Genomic DNA, 14,135 nt, shown 5'->3' on the forward strand with positions numbered 1-14,135 from the left:
GAGTGCGTCTGCGTAGACTATGCGTGCCTAGCGCTTGTTTCGTCCATGGCGACGCTCGAGCGTCTTATTCTCCGTCGGCAGGGGCGTAGAGCGCCTCGATGGCTCGCTGAACCCGACTGTTCTGCTCGGTGAGGTGCTGGTAGTGCTCGGGCGCGGCGCCGCGGTACAACGGTCGGATGCTGCACAGCACCTCGTTCAGGTCGTCGTGAGTGAAGTCCCTCTTGGTGAGGCTGGCGACGTCGACGCGCGCCCCGGCGAAGTCCTTGACTCTGCCCATCCACCCAGGGTTGTTCACAGGGTTGCCGTCCTCCAGCATCGCCTCGCGAAGAGCGCCGAGGGCAGCGCTGAGCTCGACGAGCTGCTCGCGTCTGATCTGGAGGTTGATAGGACGGGGAGTCGACTCCTCCGTCGTGTCGTCTGCATCGTCGCCTTTGCCGAACAGCTTGCTGAAGAATCCCATGCAGCAGATTCTGCCAGCGCGAGGGATCGCTGGGAGGGGAGAACCGCGATAACCGACCCCGAGAGTTAATCCAATTTCTTCGTGACTAAAGTGCTGGGCATGGAAGAACTACCTGTTGTGGAACGCCCGACGTGCGGCTGCGGATGCAGCAACGAAGACCTGCCGGAGCTGGATGCCCGCGCGATCCCGCATGCCATCCGCCATGCATCGATCTTCGGCGCAGTCGATTCACTGGCCTCTGGAGCCGCGTTGGTGCTCATCGCCCCCCACGACCCGCTCCCGCTGCTCGCCCAGTTCAAGGACCGCTACGGCGAGGACGGGCTGGCCGTCGAGTATCTGGAGCGTGGACCCGAGGCCTGGCGGCTCAAGCTGACGCGCGCCTGAGGTGTTGACCGGACGCACTGCGCCTCGCACGTCGCCCAGGGTGGGCTTGCTCGCCCTGGGCGGTTTGTCGATGCTCGGCGGATTGAACGCGGCGCTCGTGCTGCTCGGCGTGCGGGCCCCTGTCCAGGAGCCGCGGATGGGGGCCGTCCACGGCATGGTGATGGTGCTGGGGTTCATGGGCACCGTGATCGCGCTCGAGCGGGCGCAGGCGCTGCGCAAGCCGTGGGCCTACCTCGCCCCCGCCTTGTTGGGGGCCGGCGGCGTCAGCCTCGTGATCGGGCTTCCGGTGGTGTTCGGCCAGTTGCTGCTGCTTCAAGGCGCATTGATGCTGGTGGCGGTCTACACCGCGTTGTGGATGCGGGCCCCGCTGCCGCTGGTTGCGGTTCAGGTGCTGTCCGCTGCTGCTGCGGCGATCGCCGCCACCCTTCTCCTTCGGGTCGAGATCGCGGTGCTCGTGCCCTGGCTCGCCTGTTTCCTGATCCTGACCATCGCGTCGGAGCGCGCAGAGCTGGCGCAGCTCGCGATGGGGTCTCGGGCGACTCCGGTCCTGCTCAGGCTGGCCGTGGGATTGACGGTCGGCGCCGCGTCGACGTTGTTGTGGCCCGATGCGGGCTCGCGTCTGTTCGGTGCCTTCGTGCTGGCCACGGCGCTCTGGCTGCTGCACGACGACGTCGCCCGTCGCATGGTGCGCACCACCGGTCTTCGCCGGTACAACGGGGTCGCGTTGCTGCTCGGCTACACCTGGCTGGCGCTGGCCGGCCTCACCTGGCTCGCCGTCGGATCGCCCGTCGATCAGGGCGCCTACGATGTCGTGATCCACGGCGTGTTCCTAGGATTCGGAGTCTCCATGATCATGGCGCACGCGCCCATCATCTTCCCGACAGTGCTCGGGCGCCCGCTGCCCTATCGGCCGTCGTTCTGGGTGCCGCTGGTGATGCTGCATTCGGCCATGCTGTTGAGGGTGCTCGGCGACCTCACCGGCGCGATCTGGCTCTGGCAGGTGGGCGGCGCCGGCGGCGTGTTGTCGATGGTGGCGATGGTGCTGGTGATCGTGACGACAGCGGTGCGGCGATGATGCGTGCGACCCGTCGCCGCAACCCGATGCGCGACTATCCGGTCGTCGTGTGGCTCCTGGGTGCCGCCGTGGTGGCCGTCTGCCATCGCTGGGTTCCCGAGGCCACCTGGCTGATGGTGCACTTGATCCTCCTCGGCGCGCTGACCCACGCCGTGATGGTGTGGAGCCGGCACTTCTCGCAGGCCTTGCTGAAGGTGCGCCTCGACGAGGCCGCCGAGAGTCGGCACACGCTGCGGCTGTGGCTGGTTTCGGTCGGCGCGCTCCTGGTGTTCATCGGTGTGCCCACCACCTGGTGGTGGGTGACACTGGTGGGCGCCGTCGTGGTGACCGTCGCCGTGGTGTGGCACGGAGCGGAGCTGTGGAGCGCACTGAGGAAGGCGCTCCCGGGGCGGTTCCGGGTCTCGATCCGCTACTACATCGTCGCCGCGCTGTCGTTGCCGATCGGCGTCGGTTTCGGCGTCGCGCTGGCCTGGGGCTTGTCCGACGAATGGCACGCCCGGCTGCTGGTGGCGCATTCGATGACCAACCTGCTCGGCTGGTTCGGCCTCACCGTCGCCGGCACCTTGGTCACCTTCTGGCCCACCGTGCTGCGCACCAAGATGGATCCGCGCGCCGACAAGCTGGCCCAGGACGCCCTGCCGATCCTGCTGATCGGTTTGGCGATCCTGGTGACCGGATCCCTGCTGGGCATGCGTCCGCTGGCCGTCGGCGGGTTGGCCTTCTACTTCATCGGCCTGCTCTGGTGGGCGCGCGCCCTGATCGGGCCGGCCCGCACGAAGCCGCCGCGCTCCTACGCCGGGGGAGCGATCGGCGCCGCCGTGGTCTGGTTCGCCGTCGCGATCGTGTGGCTGGGCTCTCTGCTGCTCACCACCGACGACTTGCAGCTGGCCACCTCCTACCCTTTGCTGGCAGGGGTATTCGCCGCGGGTTTCGGGGCTCAGATCCTGACCGGCGCGCTCAGCTACCTGATCCCGTCGGTGCTCGGCGGCGGTCCGTCGGTGGTGCGGATCGGTAACTCATGGTTCGACAAGGGCGCCGGCTTCAGGCTGGTGGTGATCAACGGCGGCATCGTCGTCTTCCTTCTCGCGACGCCCAGCTGGGTGAAGGTGGTGGTCTCCGTGCTCGTGCTGGGGGCCATGGTGAGCTTCATTCCGCTCATGTTCCAGGCCATCCGGCACACGATCGCCGAGCGGCGCCGACTCGCCGACGGGGGTGAGACCCGGCCCTTCGAGGAGCCCCGCAGCATCTGGACGGCGGGGCAGGTGCTGGCCGCGGTGGCCGCGTTGTCCGTCGCAGTCGCCGCCGGCGTAGGCATTGATCCCGCCGCAGCAGGGGTGGGACAGCCGCAGCAGTCCCAGGCGGCGATCGAGCCCACCGGTGAGGTGGTGCGCGTCGAGGTGAAGGCGCTGGATATGGCTTTCGAGCCCAGCGTGATTGAGGTGAATCCCGGTGATCGGCTGATCATCGACCTGGTCAACGAGGATCCCACCAACTTCCACGATCTGATGGTGGCCGGCGTGCGCAGCCCGCGCCTCGGGGTCGGAGAGCGCGTCGAACTCGACCTGGGCGTCATCTCCGAGTCCACCGAGGGCTGGTGCACCGTCACGGGTCATCGGCAGATGGGCATGACGCTGCAGATCGTCGTCGGCGATGCGCCCGCACCCAGCGGTGACGGTGGGCATCAGGGGCATGAGACTCGTCCCCGGGTGATGGCGGATCCCGACGCGCGCATCGATGGCGTCGTCGATCCCGTGTTGGCCCCGCTGACCGACGAGACCGTGCATGAGCTCACCATGACCGTCACCGAGGTGCCGCTCGAGGTGGCGCCGGGCGTCTGGCAGAAACGCTGGACGTTCAACGGCAGCTCCGTCGGCCCGACGCTGCATGGCCGGGTGGGCGATGTGTTCGTGATCACGCTGGTCAACGACGGCACGATGGGGCACTCCATCGACTTCCACGCGGGCGCGCTCGCCCCCGACGAGCCGATGCGCACCATCGCCCCGGGGGAGTCGCTCACGTATCGCTTCACCGCGGAGCGTGCCGGCGTCTGGATGTATCACTGCTCGACCGCCCCGATGAGCGCGCACATCGCGGCGGGCATGCACGGCGCGGTGATCATCGAGCCGGAGGGTCTGCCCGAGGTGGATCACAGCTATGTCCTGGTGCAGTCGGAGGTCTACCTCGACGGTGCCGCGGGCAGCGCGGACGAGGCCGCCGAGGTGAACGTCGACGCGGTGAGCGCGGAGAAGCCCGACTTCGTCGTCTTCAACGGGGTGGCCAACCAATACGACCAGCGGCCCTTCGAGGTGAAGACGGGGGAGCGCGCCCGGTTCTGGGTGCTCGATGCGGGCCCTAACCGGGCGAGTTCGTTCCACATCGTCGGAGGCCAGTTCGACACGATGTATCTGGAGGGCAGCTACCTGCTCAAGGACGGCCGCGACGCCTTCGGCACCGAGAACGGCGGTGCTCAGGCGATGGGCTTGGAGGCCGCTCAGGGCGGCTTCGTCGAGCTGACCTTCCCAGAGGCGGGCCACTACTCCGTGGTCTCGCACTCGATGGTCGACGCGGAGCGCGGCGCCCACGGCATCGTACGCGTCACCGACTAACGCTCTCTGCCCACGCTCTTCGAGTGCGACGATGTCTGCTCGAGAAGAGCCGACATCCACGCTCATTGAAGTGGGAGGTACGAGCCTGTTACGAAAAACCCCGGTTGTCTGCCCCACGCCGGGACGGCCGGCCCTTGGGAGCTCGAAAAGAGCCGACATCCACGCTCTTTGAGGTGCGAGGAACGAGCCTCGAAAAGAGCCAGCCGATAGCCGAAGAGCCGAACCCGACCATAGGCCACCGGCTAGGCTCGTCTCGAAACCGAGCCTGAGGAGAACGATGTCCGTCGTCAAGATCAATGCCATCGAGGTGCCGGAGGGCGCTGGCCCAGAGCTGGAGGCCCGCTTCGCCGCGCGCAAGCACGCCGTGGACTCTTCGCCGGGTTTCCAGGGGTTCCAGCTGCTGCGCCCGGTGGCAGGGGAGACTCGCTACTTCGTCGTGACCACCTGGGACTCGGAGGAGTCCTTCGCCGCCTGGCGGGATGGCGGCTCCAGGGAGGCGCATGCTCCTGGCCGCAAGCCGGTGGCGACTGGCGCTCAGCTGCTGGAGTTCGAGGTCGTCGAGCTGTAGCTCGCCGTCCTATCTCAGGATGCGCTCAGGCAGAGTGAACCAGGCCGGCAGCAGGGGGTAAGGCCGGCAATGCCGAGACTGCAGATCCCCACGCTCTTTGAGGTGCGAGGCCGCTCGCGGCCGAGCCTCGAAAAGCGCCCCCGCAAGAACCCCTAACAGCACAACCACCGTCACCGGCCCCCAGTGAATTCTCGCGCTGGGTCTTTTCGAGGCTCCGCTGCGCTCCGCACCTCAAAGACCGTGAATGGGAGCGCCCTTGCCCGGAGTCTCCGCACCTCAAAGAGCGGTAGTGAGGCTTCGTGCTGGTCTTGATTGTCGAGGCGGCACGTCAAAGCGCGTGATCCGCGAGTCCATCTGTCGAGGCCCGGGCCACAACGGGCCTGTCCTGCGACGCGAGGCCCCTCAGCGCGGCGTGGAGTACAGGGGCGTCGCGTCGGCGGTGGCGTCGGCCACCTCCAGGTCGCGGGTGCGACCGCGCTCCCGCAGCCCCGAGACGACGCCCTGGCGGTCGACCTCGGTGCGGTTCTGGGACAGCTTGAAGCGGCCGACCACCTCGGCGATCTCCAGGTCGAGCCCGACGATGCCCTCCAGCATGGCCTCGAGGAAGCCTTGTGGCGCCTCGGCGGCCGACCAAGGACCGCGGGCGGCATCGGAGGCCCCGTCGTGGAGGCGCTGGGCGTCGAAGTGTTCCGCCTGACCCAGCACCTCGTCGCGTAGCCGAGCGGCATCGCGATGGACGCGCAGCCAGCCTGCGAACTGCACCTGACGGTAGTTCCAGGTGCCTACCGCTCGGCCTTCCGCGCGGCCCCTGGCCTTGCCGCCGTGTTCAGCGGATTGCACGCTGGGATACCAACGGGGACTGATGTAGGCGTCCGATCCCTGCACCACGACGCGGCACGGCACCGCCTCGTCGGAGAGCGGGAACTGCTCGTTGTGCGCCGACGCGTGGGCCAGCAGGTGATTGCCCTCCCAGGCAGTGGGCAGCAGCGTCGCGGACGGCACCCCGTCACCCGTGATCCACAGCGCGGCCCCGACATCGGCCAGCAGCGCCCGACACTCGGCCTCGTCGGTCGTGAGCTGGCTGGATGGGCAGTACACGTAGCTGCGGGGGTCAGTGGTCACGGCTCCACAATAGACAGGAGCGATCCCGCCCTTCTGTCGAGGTCCTACCCCGTTAGGATTCGGGGCATGACGAGACCAACGTTCGACCAACTCGGCCTGGCCACGGCCCGGCTGTGGGCGTCGCGCAGCGCCGACGCGAAGGTGCAGGTGGGGGCGTGTCTGTTGGATCGCTGGAACCGCGTGGTGGGCGTCGGCTACAACGGTCGTGCCGCCGGCGAGCCCAACGAGCGCGAGAGCATGGACCAGGGGCACAGCGGCTTCATCCATGCGGAGGTCAATGCGCTTCTGGCCGCCAACTGGAACGGTGAAGGGCACACCATGTTCGTCACCCACGAGCCCTGCGCCACCTGCGCGCGCCTCATCGTCAACTCCCGCCGCGTGACCCGCGTGGTCTATGAGCGCGAGTACACCGAGACCGCGCGACGCGACGCCGGTCTGCCCTCGGGTGCGGCCATCCTTCGCGACGCGGGCCTCACGGTGGTCGCCGCGCCCTGATCTGATTTTTGGCCTCCTGTGGTGCGCAGGCGTCGACTCAGCCGTCAAGGAGATCGAGTATCTCCTTGACGACGCGGGCAGCGGCTGCGTGGAGCTCATAGTTCTCCGGCCAGGTTGTCACCAGTGGATTGAGATCTGAACAGAAGACGGGATCCTTAAGCTTCTTGGCGAGATTCTCGCGGGCTTTGCTCGCCGTCAGCCCCTCGGGCCGATAAGGCTCGAACGCAGCGAGCACCGTCGATCCATCCAGTCGGAGGTGTTCAAGTGCTAACCAAAGATCGAAGAGATCGCGACCTTTGGAGCGTTGGTAGAGCGCACGGATCTTCGTCGCCATGAGTTCTGGCAGCTGGAATGTCTGGATGGTCGCTTCGCCTGCCCACCAAGGGGAATCGATGCGATGGGGGAGGAAGACGACCGGAAGGGCAGGAGAACGTTCGTGGGTGTTTACCTCAATTTTGAGTCGAAGTGAGACACCCGATGCGGCAGTAGTGCGCCAATAGACTTTCGGGTGCTGGCTGACGCGAGTTCGCACGGTGTAACCGAGATCGGTGCCGAGCTTTGACAGCGCCTGAGTCAGCGGAGCGATGCCCGAAGCGGAGCTGCGGACGTAGTCGAGATCCTCGCTGTATCGATATGGTCGCCCAAGATGGAGCTTATGCAGGGCGGTTCCGCCACGAAAGATAAGTTCATCGCGCAGGTAGTCGTCCTCGGCGATCGCGCAGATTGCCTGTGACAGCAGGAGATCCTGCTCGACTTGCTCCGGAGTCGGCCATGGATGGTCCGCGCCCCAGGCGGTGACGGCGTTGATCGGAATCATACGTCGGGTTCCACTTCTCGGTTTATGGTGAGCATCCATTCATCATCTAGGGCGCCTCTGACATTCGAGTAGGGATCAAGTCGTGAAGGTGAGGATGCAACATCGCGGACGACAGCTCGGAGCGGAGCGAGGTCCGCCCTTTCGGTGAACCGCGAGAGCAGCCACCCGACGCGTCGGCCGGCCGCGGCGGGAAAGAGGGCCGCGAGGCGTGCGAGTTCCTCCACACGGAAGGATGCATGCTCCGACAGCTCGATGATGATCGTGGCGGCGTTGTCGATACCTGCTGCCCGCATGAGGTCATCGGCTACGTCGAGCATGGTGGCCTCGACGGTGGAGATGCGGGCAGAGCCGTCGCGTGTGGGGTGGTGAACCGTGGGAATCCGTGCGACGTCCCGTTGCGCAAACACGAATCTCGTGCGTCCTACGACGCGATCCCGGACCTGGCGATCCACAGCAACCTGGAAGACCTGGGGGGCCTGGTGTGCCGCGCCGTGGAGCGCAGCTGCACTGATCCAGCCGACGTAGTAGTTGATGTCTCGATGACGCATGATCATGTCCACCACTTCAATGCCGGGCGGTGCACCCCATGCGTGGTATTCCGGCGGCACAGGAACCCAAAGGCCTCGGGTTGGTTGAACCCATTCGCCGCGTCGAGCAGGGGCATGTAGGCGTCGACGCACTTGGTCTTCGTCGACGCGTAGCAACTGTGCGATCTCAGTAGTGGTGAGAGCGCCGCGCCCGCGGGCTAGTGCCCAGTTAGCGAGCTCTGGCGCTCGGACGTGGGGAAGGGTCATATTGACAATCGTCACAGAAAGCGTGACGTTCTGCAATATCAAACTGAGTCCAGAGAAGGTCAATCCGGAGCGACGTGCCTGGATGTAGTCCCCCTCCGGGGGTGTTGTCGCTTGCGAGAGGTGGGGGTGAGTCACTGTCGCCGAACGCTGCGACAAGCACTGGCAAGGGGACGAGTGTGAATCGTGGGTGCTCTCGTAGCAAAGAAGAAACCCCGTCTGACACTTTGCCTTGTCAGACGGGGTTTCCGTCGGTGTCCGAGAGAGGACTTGAACCTCCACGCCCTTAACGGGCACTAGCACCTCAAGCTAGCGCGTCTACCTATTCCGCCACCCGGACGGGTGAGCTTCCCACTTGGGGGAGCGACAAGGAACTCTAGCAAGGATTCCGGGAACACGCATAATCGAGTCTGGCTACGCGCCCTGGGGCGTGGGGCGCAGCGCGTTCGCGCCACCTGAGACGTCGTCCAGCGCCGACGCGATGGGCGCCAGCAGGGTCTTGTGGGTGGTCTCCAGCAACTCGTCGAGCTGGTCGACGGTGCGGGGTCCGATGAGCGCAGAGGCCACCTGCGGGGCGTCGCGCACCCAGAGCAGCGCAACCTGGGCCGGCGTCATACCGAGCCCCTGAGCGGCGTGGGCCACCGCGTCGACGATGGCTGCCGACCGCGACTGCAGGTAGGGCTCGATGAACCAGCCGAAGTGATTCGACGCGGCTCGCGAGTCGCGGGGCACTTTCCCTCCCCGGTACTTCCCGGTGAGCACTCCGCGCCCGAGGCCGGACCAGGCCAGCAGCCCCAGCTCGTGGTAGCGGGCGGCCGAGACCACCTCGACCTCCGCCCGGCGAGCCAGCAGCGAGTACTCCACCTGAGTGCTGACCAGACGCGCCCGGCTGGGAAGCGCGGCCTGCCAGGTGGCGGCGGTGGCCGTCTGCCAGCCGACGAAGTTCGACACCCCGACGTAGCGCGCGAGCCCCCGGGACACGGCGGAGTCCATCGCTGCCAGCGTCTCCTCGAGGGGGGCGTCACCCCACGCGTGCACCTGCCAGAGGTCGACGTGGTCGGTCTTGAGCCGATGAAGCGATTGTTCGAGATCGCTGAGCATGGCTGCACGCGAGGTGTCGATCACGCGGTGGCCGTCGCGCACCACGAACCCTGCCTTGGTGGCGATGACCATCTCGTCGCGGGGGACTCCGGTGGCCAGCATCTTGCCGATCATCTGCTCGGCGACGCCGCCACCATAGGCCGGCGCGGTGTCGATCAGGTTGCCGCCGGCCTCAAGGAAGCCGGTGATCAACTGCCTGACCACCGACCATTCGACGTCGCGGCCCCACGACATCGAGCCGAGGCCGAGGGGGGAGACCTGAAGGCCGGAGTGTCCTAGCGGTCGAAGCTGCATGAGTCGAGACTAGTGGCCCACAGCTCCGCTGACGGGCGCGAGCACTCCCGTGAGGAGCAAGCCCGCGACCACGGCCGCCAGAACCAGACGGTAGATCACGAAGATCCGGAAGGTGTGGGTGGAGATGTAGCGCAGCAACCATGCGATGACGGCATAGCCGATCACGAAGGCGAGCACGGTGGCGACGATCGTCGGGCCCCAGGCGGTGGCCTCGCCGCCGATGTCCTTCAGCTTGTAGAGGCCGGAGCCGAACACGGCCGGAATCGCGAGCAGGAAGGCATAACGGGCGGCGGCCTCGCGGTTGTAGCCCAGGAGAAGACCACCGGAGATGGTGGCGCCGGACCGAGAGACGCCCGGGATCAGGGCCGCCGCTTGGAACAGGCCGAGCAGCAGGCCGTGCCCCCAGGTGATCTTGGTGAGATCCTTGGTGTTGTTGCGGCCGACCCAGTCCGCGATGGCCAGCACGACGGCGACGCCGGCCAGCATCGCGACGGTCACCCACAGGTTGCGCAGGGATGTGTCGATGGCGTCCTGGAAGAGCAGCCCCAGCACGACGATGGGGACAGAGCCCAGGATCACCAACCAACCCATGCGCACGTCCGGATCGTCGCGTTCCTGCTTGCCGACCAGAGCGAGGCACCACTTCTTGATGATCCGGGTGATGTCCTTCCAGAAGTACACCAGCACGGCGGTCTCGGTCCCCAGCTGGGTCACCGCGGTGAAGGCGGCGCCTGGGTCGCGTCCCTCGAAGAACAACTGCCCGGTGATGGAGACGTGCGCGCTGGAGGACACAGGTAGGAACTCCGTGAGTCCCTGCACGATCCCCAAGACGATGGCTTCGATCCAGCCCATGAACGAGTGCCCCTTCCGTTGAGCGTCGCGGGCCACTGTACGCGGCCCGACTACGGTTGGGCACATGACCAAGGTCTTGTTGATCCGCCACTGCCGGTCGACGGCGAACGCAGACGGGGTGCTCGCCGGTCGTATGCCAGGGGTCGCGCTGGACGACCGAGGGCGCGAGCAGGCGCTCCGGCTGCGCGATGTGCTCGCGCGGGTCAGCCTCGCCGCGGCGTACACGTCGCCGATCGAGCGCTGCCGAGAGACCGCCGAGCTCGCCGGCCTGGCGCAGGCAGAGGTGGTGGCCGGGCTGTCGGAGTGCGACTACGGCGAGTGGAGCGGGCGCTCACTCGCGGATCTGGCCTGCGAGCCGCTCTGGGAACGCGTCCAGAGCCATCCCGGTGCCGTGCGCTTTCCCGGCGGCGAGTCGATGCTCGAGATGCGCGACCGAGTGACGCAGGCCGTGCGTGCCATCGCTGCGCGCCACGAGGCGGGTGAGGTGGTGGCCGTCGTCAGCCACGGCGATCCGATCAAGGCCGTCCTCGCCGATGCGCTCGGTCTCGACTTCGACCTCTTCCAACGCATCGACGTCGGTCCAGCGAGCGTGAGCCTGATCGATTACTCCAACCCCGAACGCCCCGTCGTCCAGCTGATCAACGGAGGCTCCGACCTCGCTGGCATGCTCGCCGCCCTCCACCGACCGACCCTCGGCGGCGGCGACCTGCCGGCGCCCGACCAGGGCTAGGCTGGCGGCATGGAGCTCGTGTTCACCCATCCCGATCGCTGCGTCGTCGGCACGGTCGGCGAGCCGGGCAACAGGCTGTTCCTGATCCAAGTGGCACAAGGCCCCACGTTGGCAGCCGTCGCCATCGAGAAGCAGCAGGCGCTGCTGCTGGGGCGTCGCATCGGCGAGATCCTCGATCAGCTCGCGGCGCTCGGCCATGATGTCCCGCCGATCCACGACCCCAAGGATCTCGGTCCTCTCGACGCGCCGCTCGCCGTGAGCTTCCGCGCCGGTGCCATCGGCCTGGCCTGGGACGGCGGGAGGAACGCGGTGCAGATCGAGCTGTTCCCCGTCGAGGCCGCCGACGATCAACCCGAGCTGCTGCAGGTGTGGCTGCGCCCGACGATGGCTCGCGAGTTCTCCGTTCGCGCCGAGGTGATCGTCGCGTCCGGGCGGCCCGCCTGCCCCGTGTGCGCTCAGCCGATGGGGCCGTCCGCCCACATCTGCCCGCGCGCCAACGGCTACCGGGGTCCGCTGTTCTGATGGCGCCGGAGGGCCGCTTGCGGATCCTGGGCAGGCTGACGGAGGCCTCGAACGGCACCTTCCTCGCCGTCGACGAGCGAGAGGACGCGTGGGTCTACAAGCCCGTGGCGGGCGAAGCGCCGTTGTGGGACTTCCCGCCACACACCCTGGGCCGCCGCGAGGTGGCCGCCTATGCGATCTCTGAGGAGCTGGGGCTGGGTGTCGTGCCGCTCACGCTTTGGTACGAAGGGCCCGTGGGGGAGGGATCGGTGCAGCGATGGATCGACGCGCCCCGCAGCGAGCTCGTAGACCTGCTCCGCCCGGAGGAACTCACCGAGGAATGGCTCCCCATCGTCGGCGGCGTCGATCAGGAGGACCGTCCCGTCGTGCTCTGCCATCGCGACGACGAGCGGCTGCGCACGATGGCCCTGTTCGACGCGCTGCTCAACAATTCCGACCGCAAGGCGGCGCACATCATCGGCGACGGAGACATCCTGCGTGGCGTCGACCACGGGGTGAGCATGCACGTTGAGCCGAAGCTGCGCACGGTGCTGTGGGGATTCGCCGGATCCCCGTTCACCGTTGGCGAACTCAGCCTTCTGGGAACGGCGGCCTCCTGGAGCGAGCCGCTCGCGGATGGACTCGCCGATGAAGAGTGGAAGGCCTTGTCAGAGCGGGCTGAGGCACTCGCTGAGGCCGGAGAGTTTCCGCAGCCGAGCCCCGGGTGGCCGTCCATTCCCTGGCCTCCTATCTGAGGCCCGCGCGGCGGCGTCTGCGGCACCCGCTAGGTTTGTGGTCATGTTTGCGTGGGAAAAGGTAGACGTGCCCAGCGTTCCGCCGTCCGACGGGGTGCCCGGCGCCCTGCGGCTGTTCGACACGGCGTCGCAGCAGATGGTCGAGGTGGGCACGCCCGGCGAAGCGGCCCGCATGTATGTGTGCGGCATCACCCCCTACGACGCCACCCACCTGGGTCACGCGTTCACCTACCTCGCGTTCGACCTGGTGTACCGCGCCTGGCTCGACCTGGGCTTCGAGGTGAACTACACCCAGAACGTCACCGACGTCGACGACCCGCTTCTCGAGCGCGCCGCCGCGACCGGTCAGGAGTGGGAGGAACTGGCCGAGGACCAGATCGAGCTCTTCCGCTCCGACATGCGCAACCTGCGCGTCCTCCCGCCGCATCACTACATCGGGGCTGTCGAGTCGATCGCCTGCGTGATCGAACTCATCGAACACCTGGTGCCGAGCGGTCTGGTCTACCAGGTCGACGATCCGGAGCACCCCGACTGGTACTTCAACACCGTCTCCGCCCCCGGCTTCGGCGGCGTCAGCCATCTCGACGAGGCCGCCATGATCGCGGAGTTCGCTGAGAAGGGCGGCGATCCCGAGCGGCCCGGCAAGCGTCACCCCCTGGACTGCCTGGTCTGGCGCTTCGCTCGTCCCGACGAGCCCAGCTGGAACTCGACGCTCGGCGCCGGCCGCCCTGGCTGGCACATCGAGTGCACCGCGATCGCGCTGCGCCATCTCGGCCCGGGCTTCGACGTGCAGGGCGGCGGCTCCGACCTGATCTTCCCGCACCACGAGATGTGCGCGGCCGAGGCCGTCGTCGCAGCCCACGAGGAGATGGCCCAGGCCTTCGTGCACACCGGCATGGTGGGCCTCGACGGCGAGAAGATGAGCAAGTCGCTGGGCAATCTGGAACTCGTCTCTCGGCTGCGGAAGTCCGGCGGCGACGCCATGGCCATCCGGCTGGCGCTGATCGCGCACCACTACCGCAGCGAGTGGGAGTGGACCCGCGAGCAGCTCGACGACGCCACCGCGCGCGTCAACCGCTGGCGCGCGGCCCTTGCGGCCCCCGCCCCGGCCGACGCCACCATCGCCGCGGTCCGAACGGCACTGCGCACCGACCTGGACACGCTGTCGGCCATCGCGGCCGTCGACGCCTGGGCCGAGGTGAGCGGAGCCGAGGGCGCCGACCCGGCGGAGGGCGCCAAGCTGGCTGCCGCCGTCGACGCCCTGCTGGGCATCCGGCTCTAGCTCCCTGTCCTCCTGGCACTACGCTGTACGGCGTGAAGTCGTTTGAGCAGCTCTTTGAGCAACTGACCGAGACCGCCCGCACCCGCCCAGAGGGATCGGGCACCGTCGAGCGGCTCGATGCGGGCGTGCATGCCATTGGCAAGAAGATCGTCGAGGAGGCCGCCGAGGTGTGGATGGCCTCCGAGTACGAGTCCAAGGAGGCCGCCGCCGAAGAGATCAGCCAGCTGCTGTACCACCTCCAGGTGATGATGCTGAAGCTAGACCTCTCCCTCGAAGACGTATACCGCTACCTGTGACGAAGG

At 67.4% G+C, this 14,135-nt stretch carries 16 protein-coding genes and 1 tRNA gene; 10 read left to right on the forward strand and 7 right to left on the reverse strand.

Features of this window, described 5'->3' with window-relative positions; all coding sequences use genetic code 11:
* Window positions 1-64: 64 nt before the first annotated feature.
* Window positions 65-460: a hypothetical protein gene (locus P0D62_RS15830; protein WP_275703513.1), complete on the reverse strand. Its 396-nt coding sequence runs from the start codon at window positions 458-460 to the stop codon at window positions 65-67.
* A 90-nt stretch (window positions 461-550) separates the two neighbouring features.
* Between P0D62_RS15830 and P0D62_RS15835 the strand changes: the two genes are divergently transcribed.
* From P0D62_RS15835 to P0D62_RS15850, 4 genes are all read left to right on the forward strand, one after another.
* Complete coding sequence (locus P0D62_RS15835; protein ID WP_275703545.1) at window positions 551-844, forward strand: DUF2249 domain-containing protein; 294 nt, start codon at window positions 551-553, stop codon at window positions 842-844.
* Between the two features lie 70 nt (window positions 845-914).
* Complete coding sequence (locus P0D62_RS15840; RefSeq protein WP_275703514.1) at window positions 915-1,919, forward strand: hypothetical protein; 1,005 nt, start codon at window positions 915-917, stop codon at window positions 1,917-1,919.
* Window positions 1,916-4,525: a multicopper oxidase domain-containing protein gene (locus P0D62_RS15845; RefSeq protein ID WP_275703515.1), complete on the forward strand. Its 2,610-nt coding sequence runs from the start codon at window positions 1,916-1,918 to the stop codon at window positions 4,523-4,525. Before P0D62_RS15840 ends, P0D62_RS15845 begins: the two co-directional genes overlap by 4 nt.
* Window positions 4,526-4,802: 277 nt before the next feature.
* The gene (locus tag P0D62_RS15850; RefSeq protein WP_275703516.1) at window positions 4,803-5,093 is read left to right on the forward strand and encodes an antibiotic biosynthesis monooxygenase family protein; all 291 of its coding nucleotides are present in this window, start codon (window positions 4,803-4,805) and stop codon (window positions 5,091-5,093) included.
* 402 nt (window positions 5,094-5,495) lie between these two features.
* Here the strand turns inward: P0D62_RS15850 and P0D62_RS15855 are convergent, their stop codons facing one another.
* Entirely contained in the window at window positions 5,496-6,215 is a 720-nt protein-coding gene (locus P0D62_RS15855; RefSeq protein ID WP_275703517.1) for an FMN-binding negative transcriptional regulator, read from the reverse strand.
* Between the two features lie 66 nt (window positions 6,216-6,281).
* Here P0D62_RS15855 and P0D62_RS15860 point away from each other — a divergent pair, with 66 nt between their 5' ends.
* Window positions 6,282-6,710 (forward strand): deaminase, encoded by a 429-nt coding sequence (locus P0D62_RS15860; RefSeq protein ID WP_275703518.1) that lies wholly within the window; start codon window positions 6,282-6,284, stop codon window positions 6,708-6,710.
* 37 nt (window positions 6,711-6,747) lie between these two features.
* Here P0D62_RS15860 and P0D62_RS15865 read toward each other — a convergent pair whose 3' ends face one another.
* The 5 genes from P0D62_RS15865 to P0D62_RS15885 all read right to left on the reverse strand — a co-directional run bounded on the left by P0D62_RS15865 (window position 6,748) and on the right by P0D62_RS15885 (window position 10,565).
* Entirely contained in the window at window positions 6,748-7,527 is a 780-nt protein-coding gene (locus tag P0D62_RS15865; RefSeq protein ID WP_275703519.1) for a nucleotidyl transferase AbiEii/AbiGii toxin family protein, read from the reverse strand.
* On the reverse strand, window positions 7,524-8,081 hold the full coding sequence (locus tag P0D62_RS15870) for a type IV toxin-antitoxin system AbiEi family antitoxin domain-containing protein (protein WP_275703520.1): 558 nt from the start codon (window positions 8,079-8,081) through the stop codon (window positions 7,524-7,526). Before P0D62_RS15870 ends, P0D62_RS15865 begins: the two co-directional genes overlap by 4 nt.
* Window positions 8,082-8,573: 492 nt before the next feature.
* A tRNA-Leu gene (locus P0D62_RS15875) sits at window positions 8,574-8,658 on the reverse strand.
* Window positions 8,659-8,732: 74 nt separating this feature from the next.
* Entirely contained in the window at window positions 8,733-9,713 is a 981-nt protein-coding gene (locus tag P0D62_RS15880) for an aldo/keto reductase (RefSeq protein ID WP_275703521.1), read from the reverse strand.
* 9 nt (window positions 9,714-9,722) lie between these two features.
* The gene (locus tag P0D62_RS15885; RefSeq protein ID WP_275703522.1) at window positions 9,723-10,565 is read right to left on the reverse strand and encodes an undecaprenyl-diphosphate phosphatase; all 843 of its coding nucleotides are present in this window, start codon (window positions 10,563-10,565) and stop codon (window positions 9,723-9,725) included.
* Window positions 10,566-10,629: 64 nt separating this feature from the next.
* Between P0D62_RS15885 and P0D62_RS15890 the strand changes: the two genes are divergently transcribed.
* Genes P0D62_RS15890 through P0D62_RS15910 form a run of 5 tightly spaced genes read left to right on the forward strand, consistent with a single transcriptional unit; the run spans window position 10,630 to window position 14,129 of the window.
* A complete protein-coding gene (locus tag P0D62_RS15890; RefSeq protein WP_275703523.1) occupies window positions 10,630-11,295 on the forward strand; it encodes an MSMEG_4193 family putative phosphomutase in 666 nt (221 codons plus the stop codon).
* Window positions 11,296-11,304: 9 nt separating this feature from the next.
* Window positions 11,305-11,817 (forward strand): DUF3090 domain-containing protein, encoded by a 513-nt coding sequence (locus P0D62_RS15895; protein ID WP_275703524.1) that lies wholly within the window; start codon window positions 11,305-11,307, stop codon window positions 11,815-11,817.
* Entirely contained in the window at window positions 11,817-12,551 is a 735-nt protein-coding gene (locus tag P0D62_RS15900; RefSeq protein ID WP_275703525.1) for an SCO1664 family protein, read from the forward strand. The genes P0D62_RS15895 and P0D62_RS15900 overlap by 1 nt, the downstream gene beginning before the upstream one ends.
* A 43-nt stretch (window positions 12,552-12,594) precedes the next feature.
* Entirely contained in the window at window positions 12,595-13,833 is a 1,239-nt protein-coding gene (gene mshC, locus P0D62_RS15905; protein WP_275703526.1) for a cysteine--1-D-myo-inosityl 2-amino-2-deoxy-alpha-D-glucopyranoside ligase, read from the forward strand.
* Window positions 13,834-13,865: 32 nt separating this feature from the next.
* Entirely contained in the window at window positions 13,866-14,129 is a 264-nt protein-coding gene (locus P0D62_RS15910) for a phosphoribosyl-ATP diphosphatase (RefSeq protein ID WP_275703527.1), read from the forward strand.
* The last annotated feature ends 6 nt before the right edge of the window (window positions 14,130-14,135 follow it).

The sequence above is a fragment of the Tessaracoccus caeni genome (assembly GCF_029211185.1).
GTDB lineage: Bacteria > Actinomycetota > Actinomycetes > Propionibacteriales > Propionibacteriaceae > Arachnia > Arachnia caeni.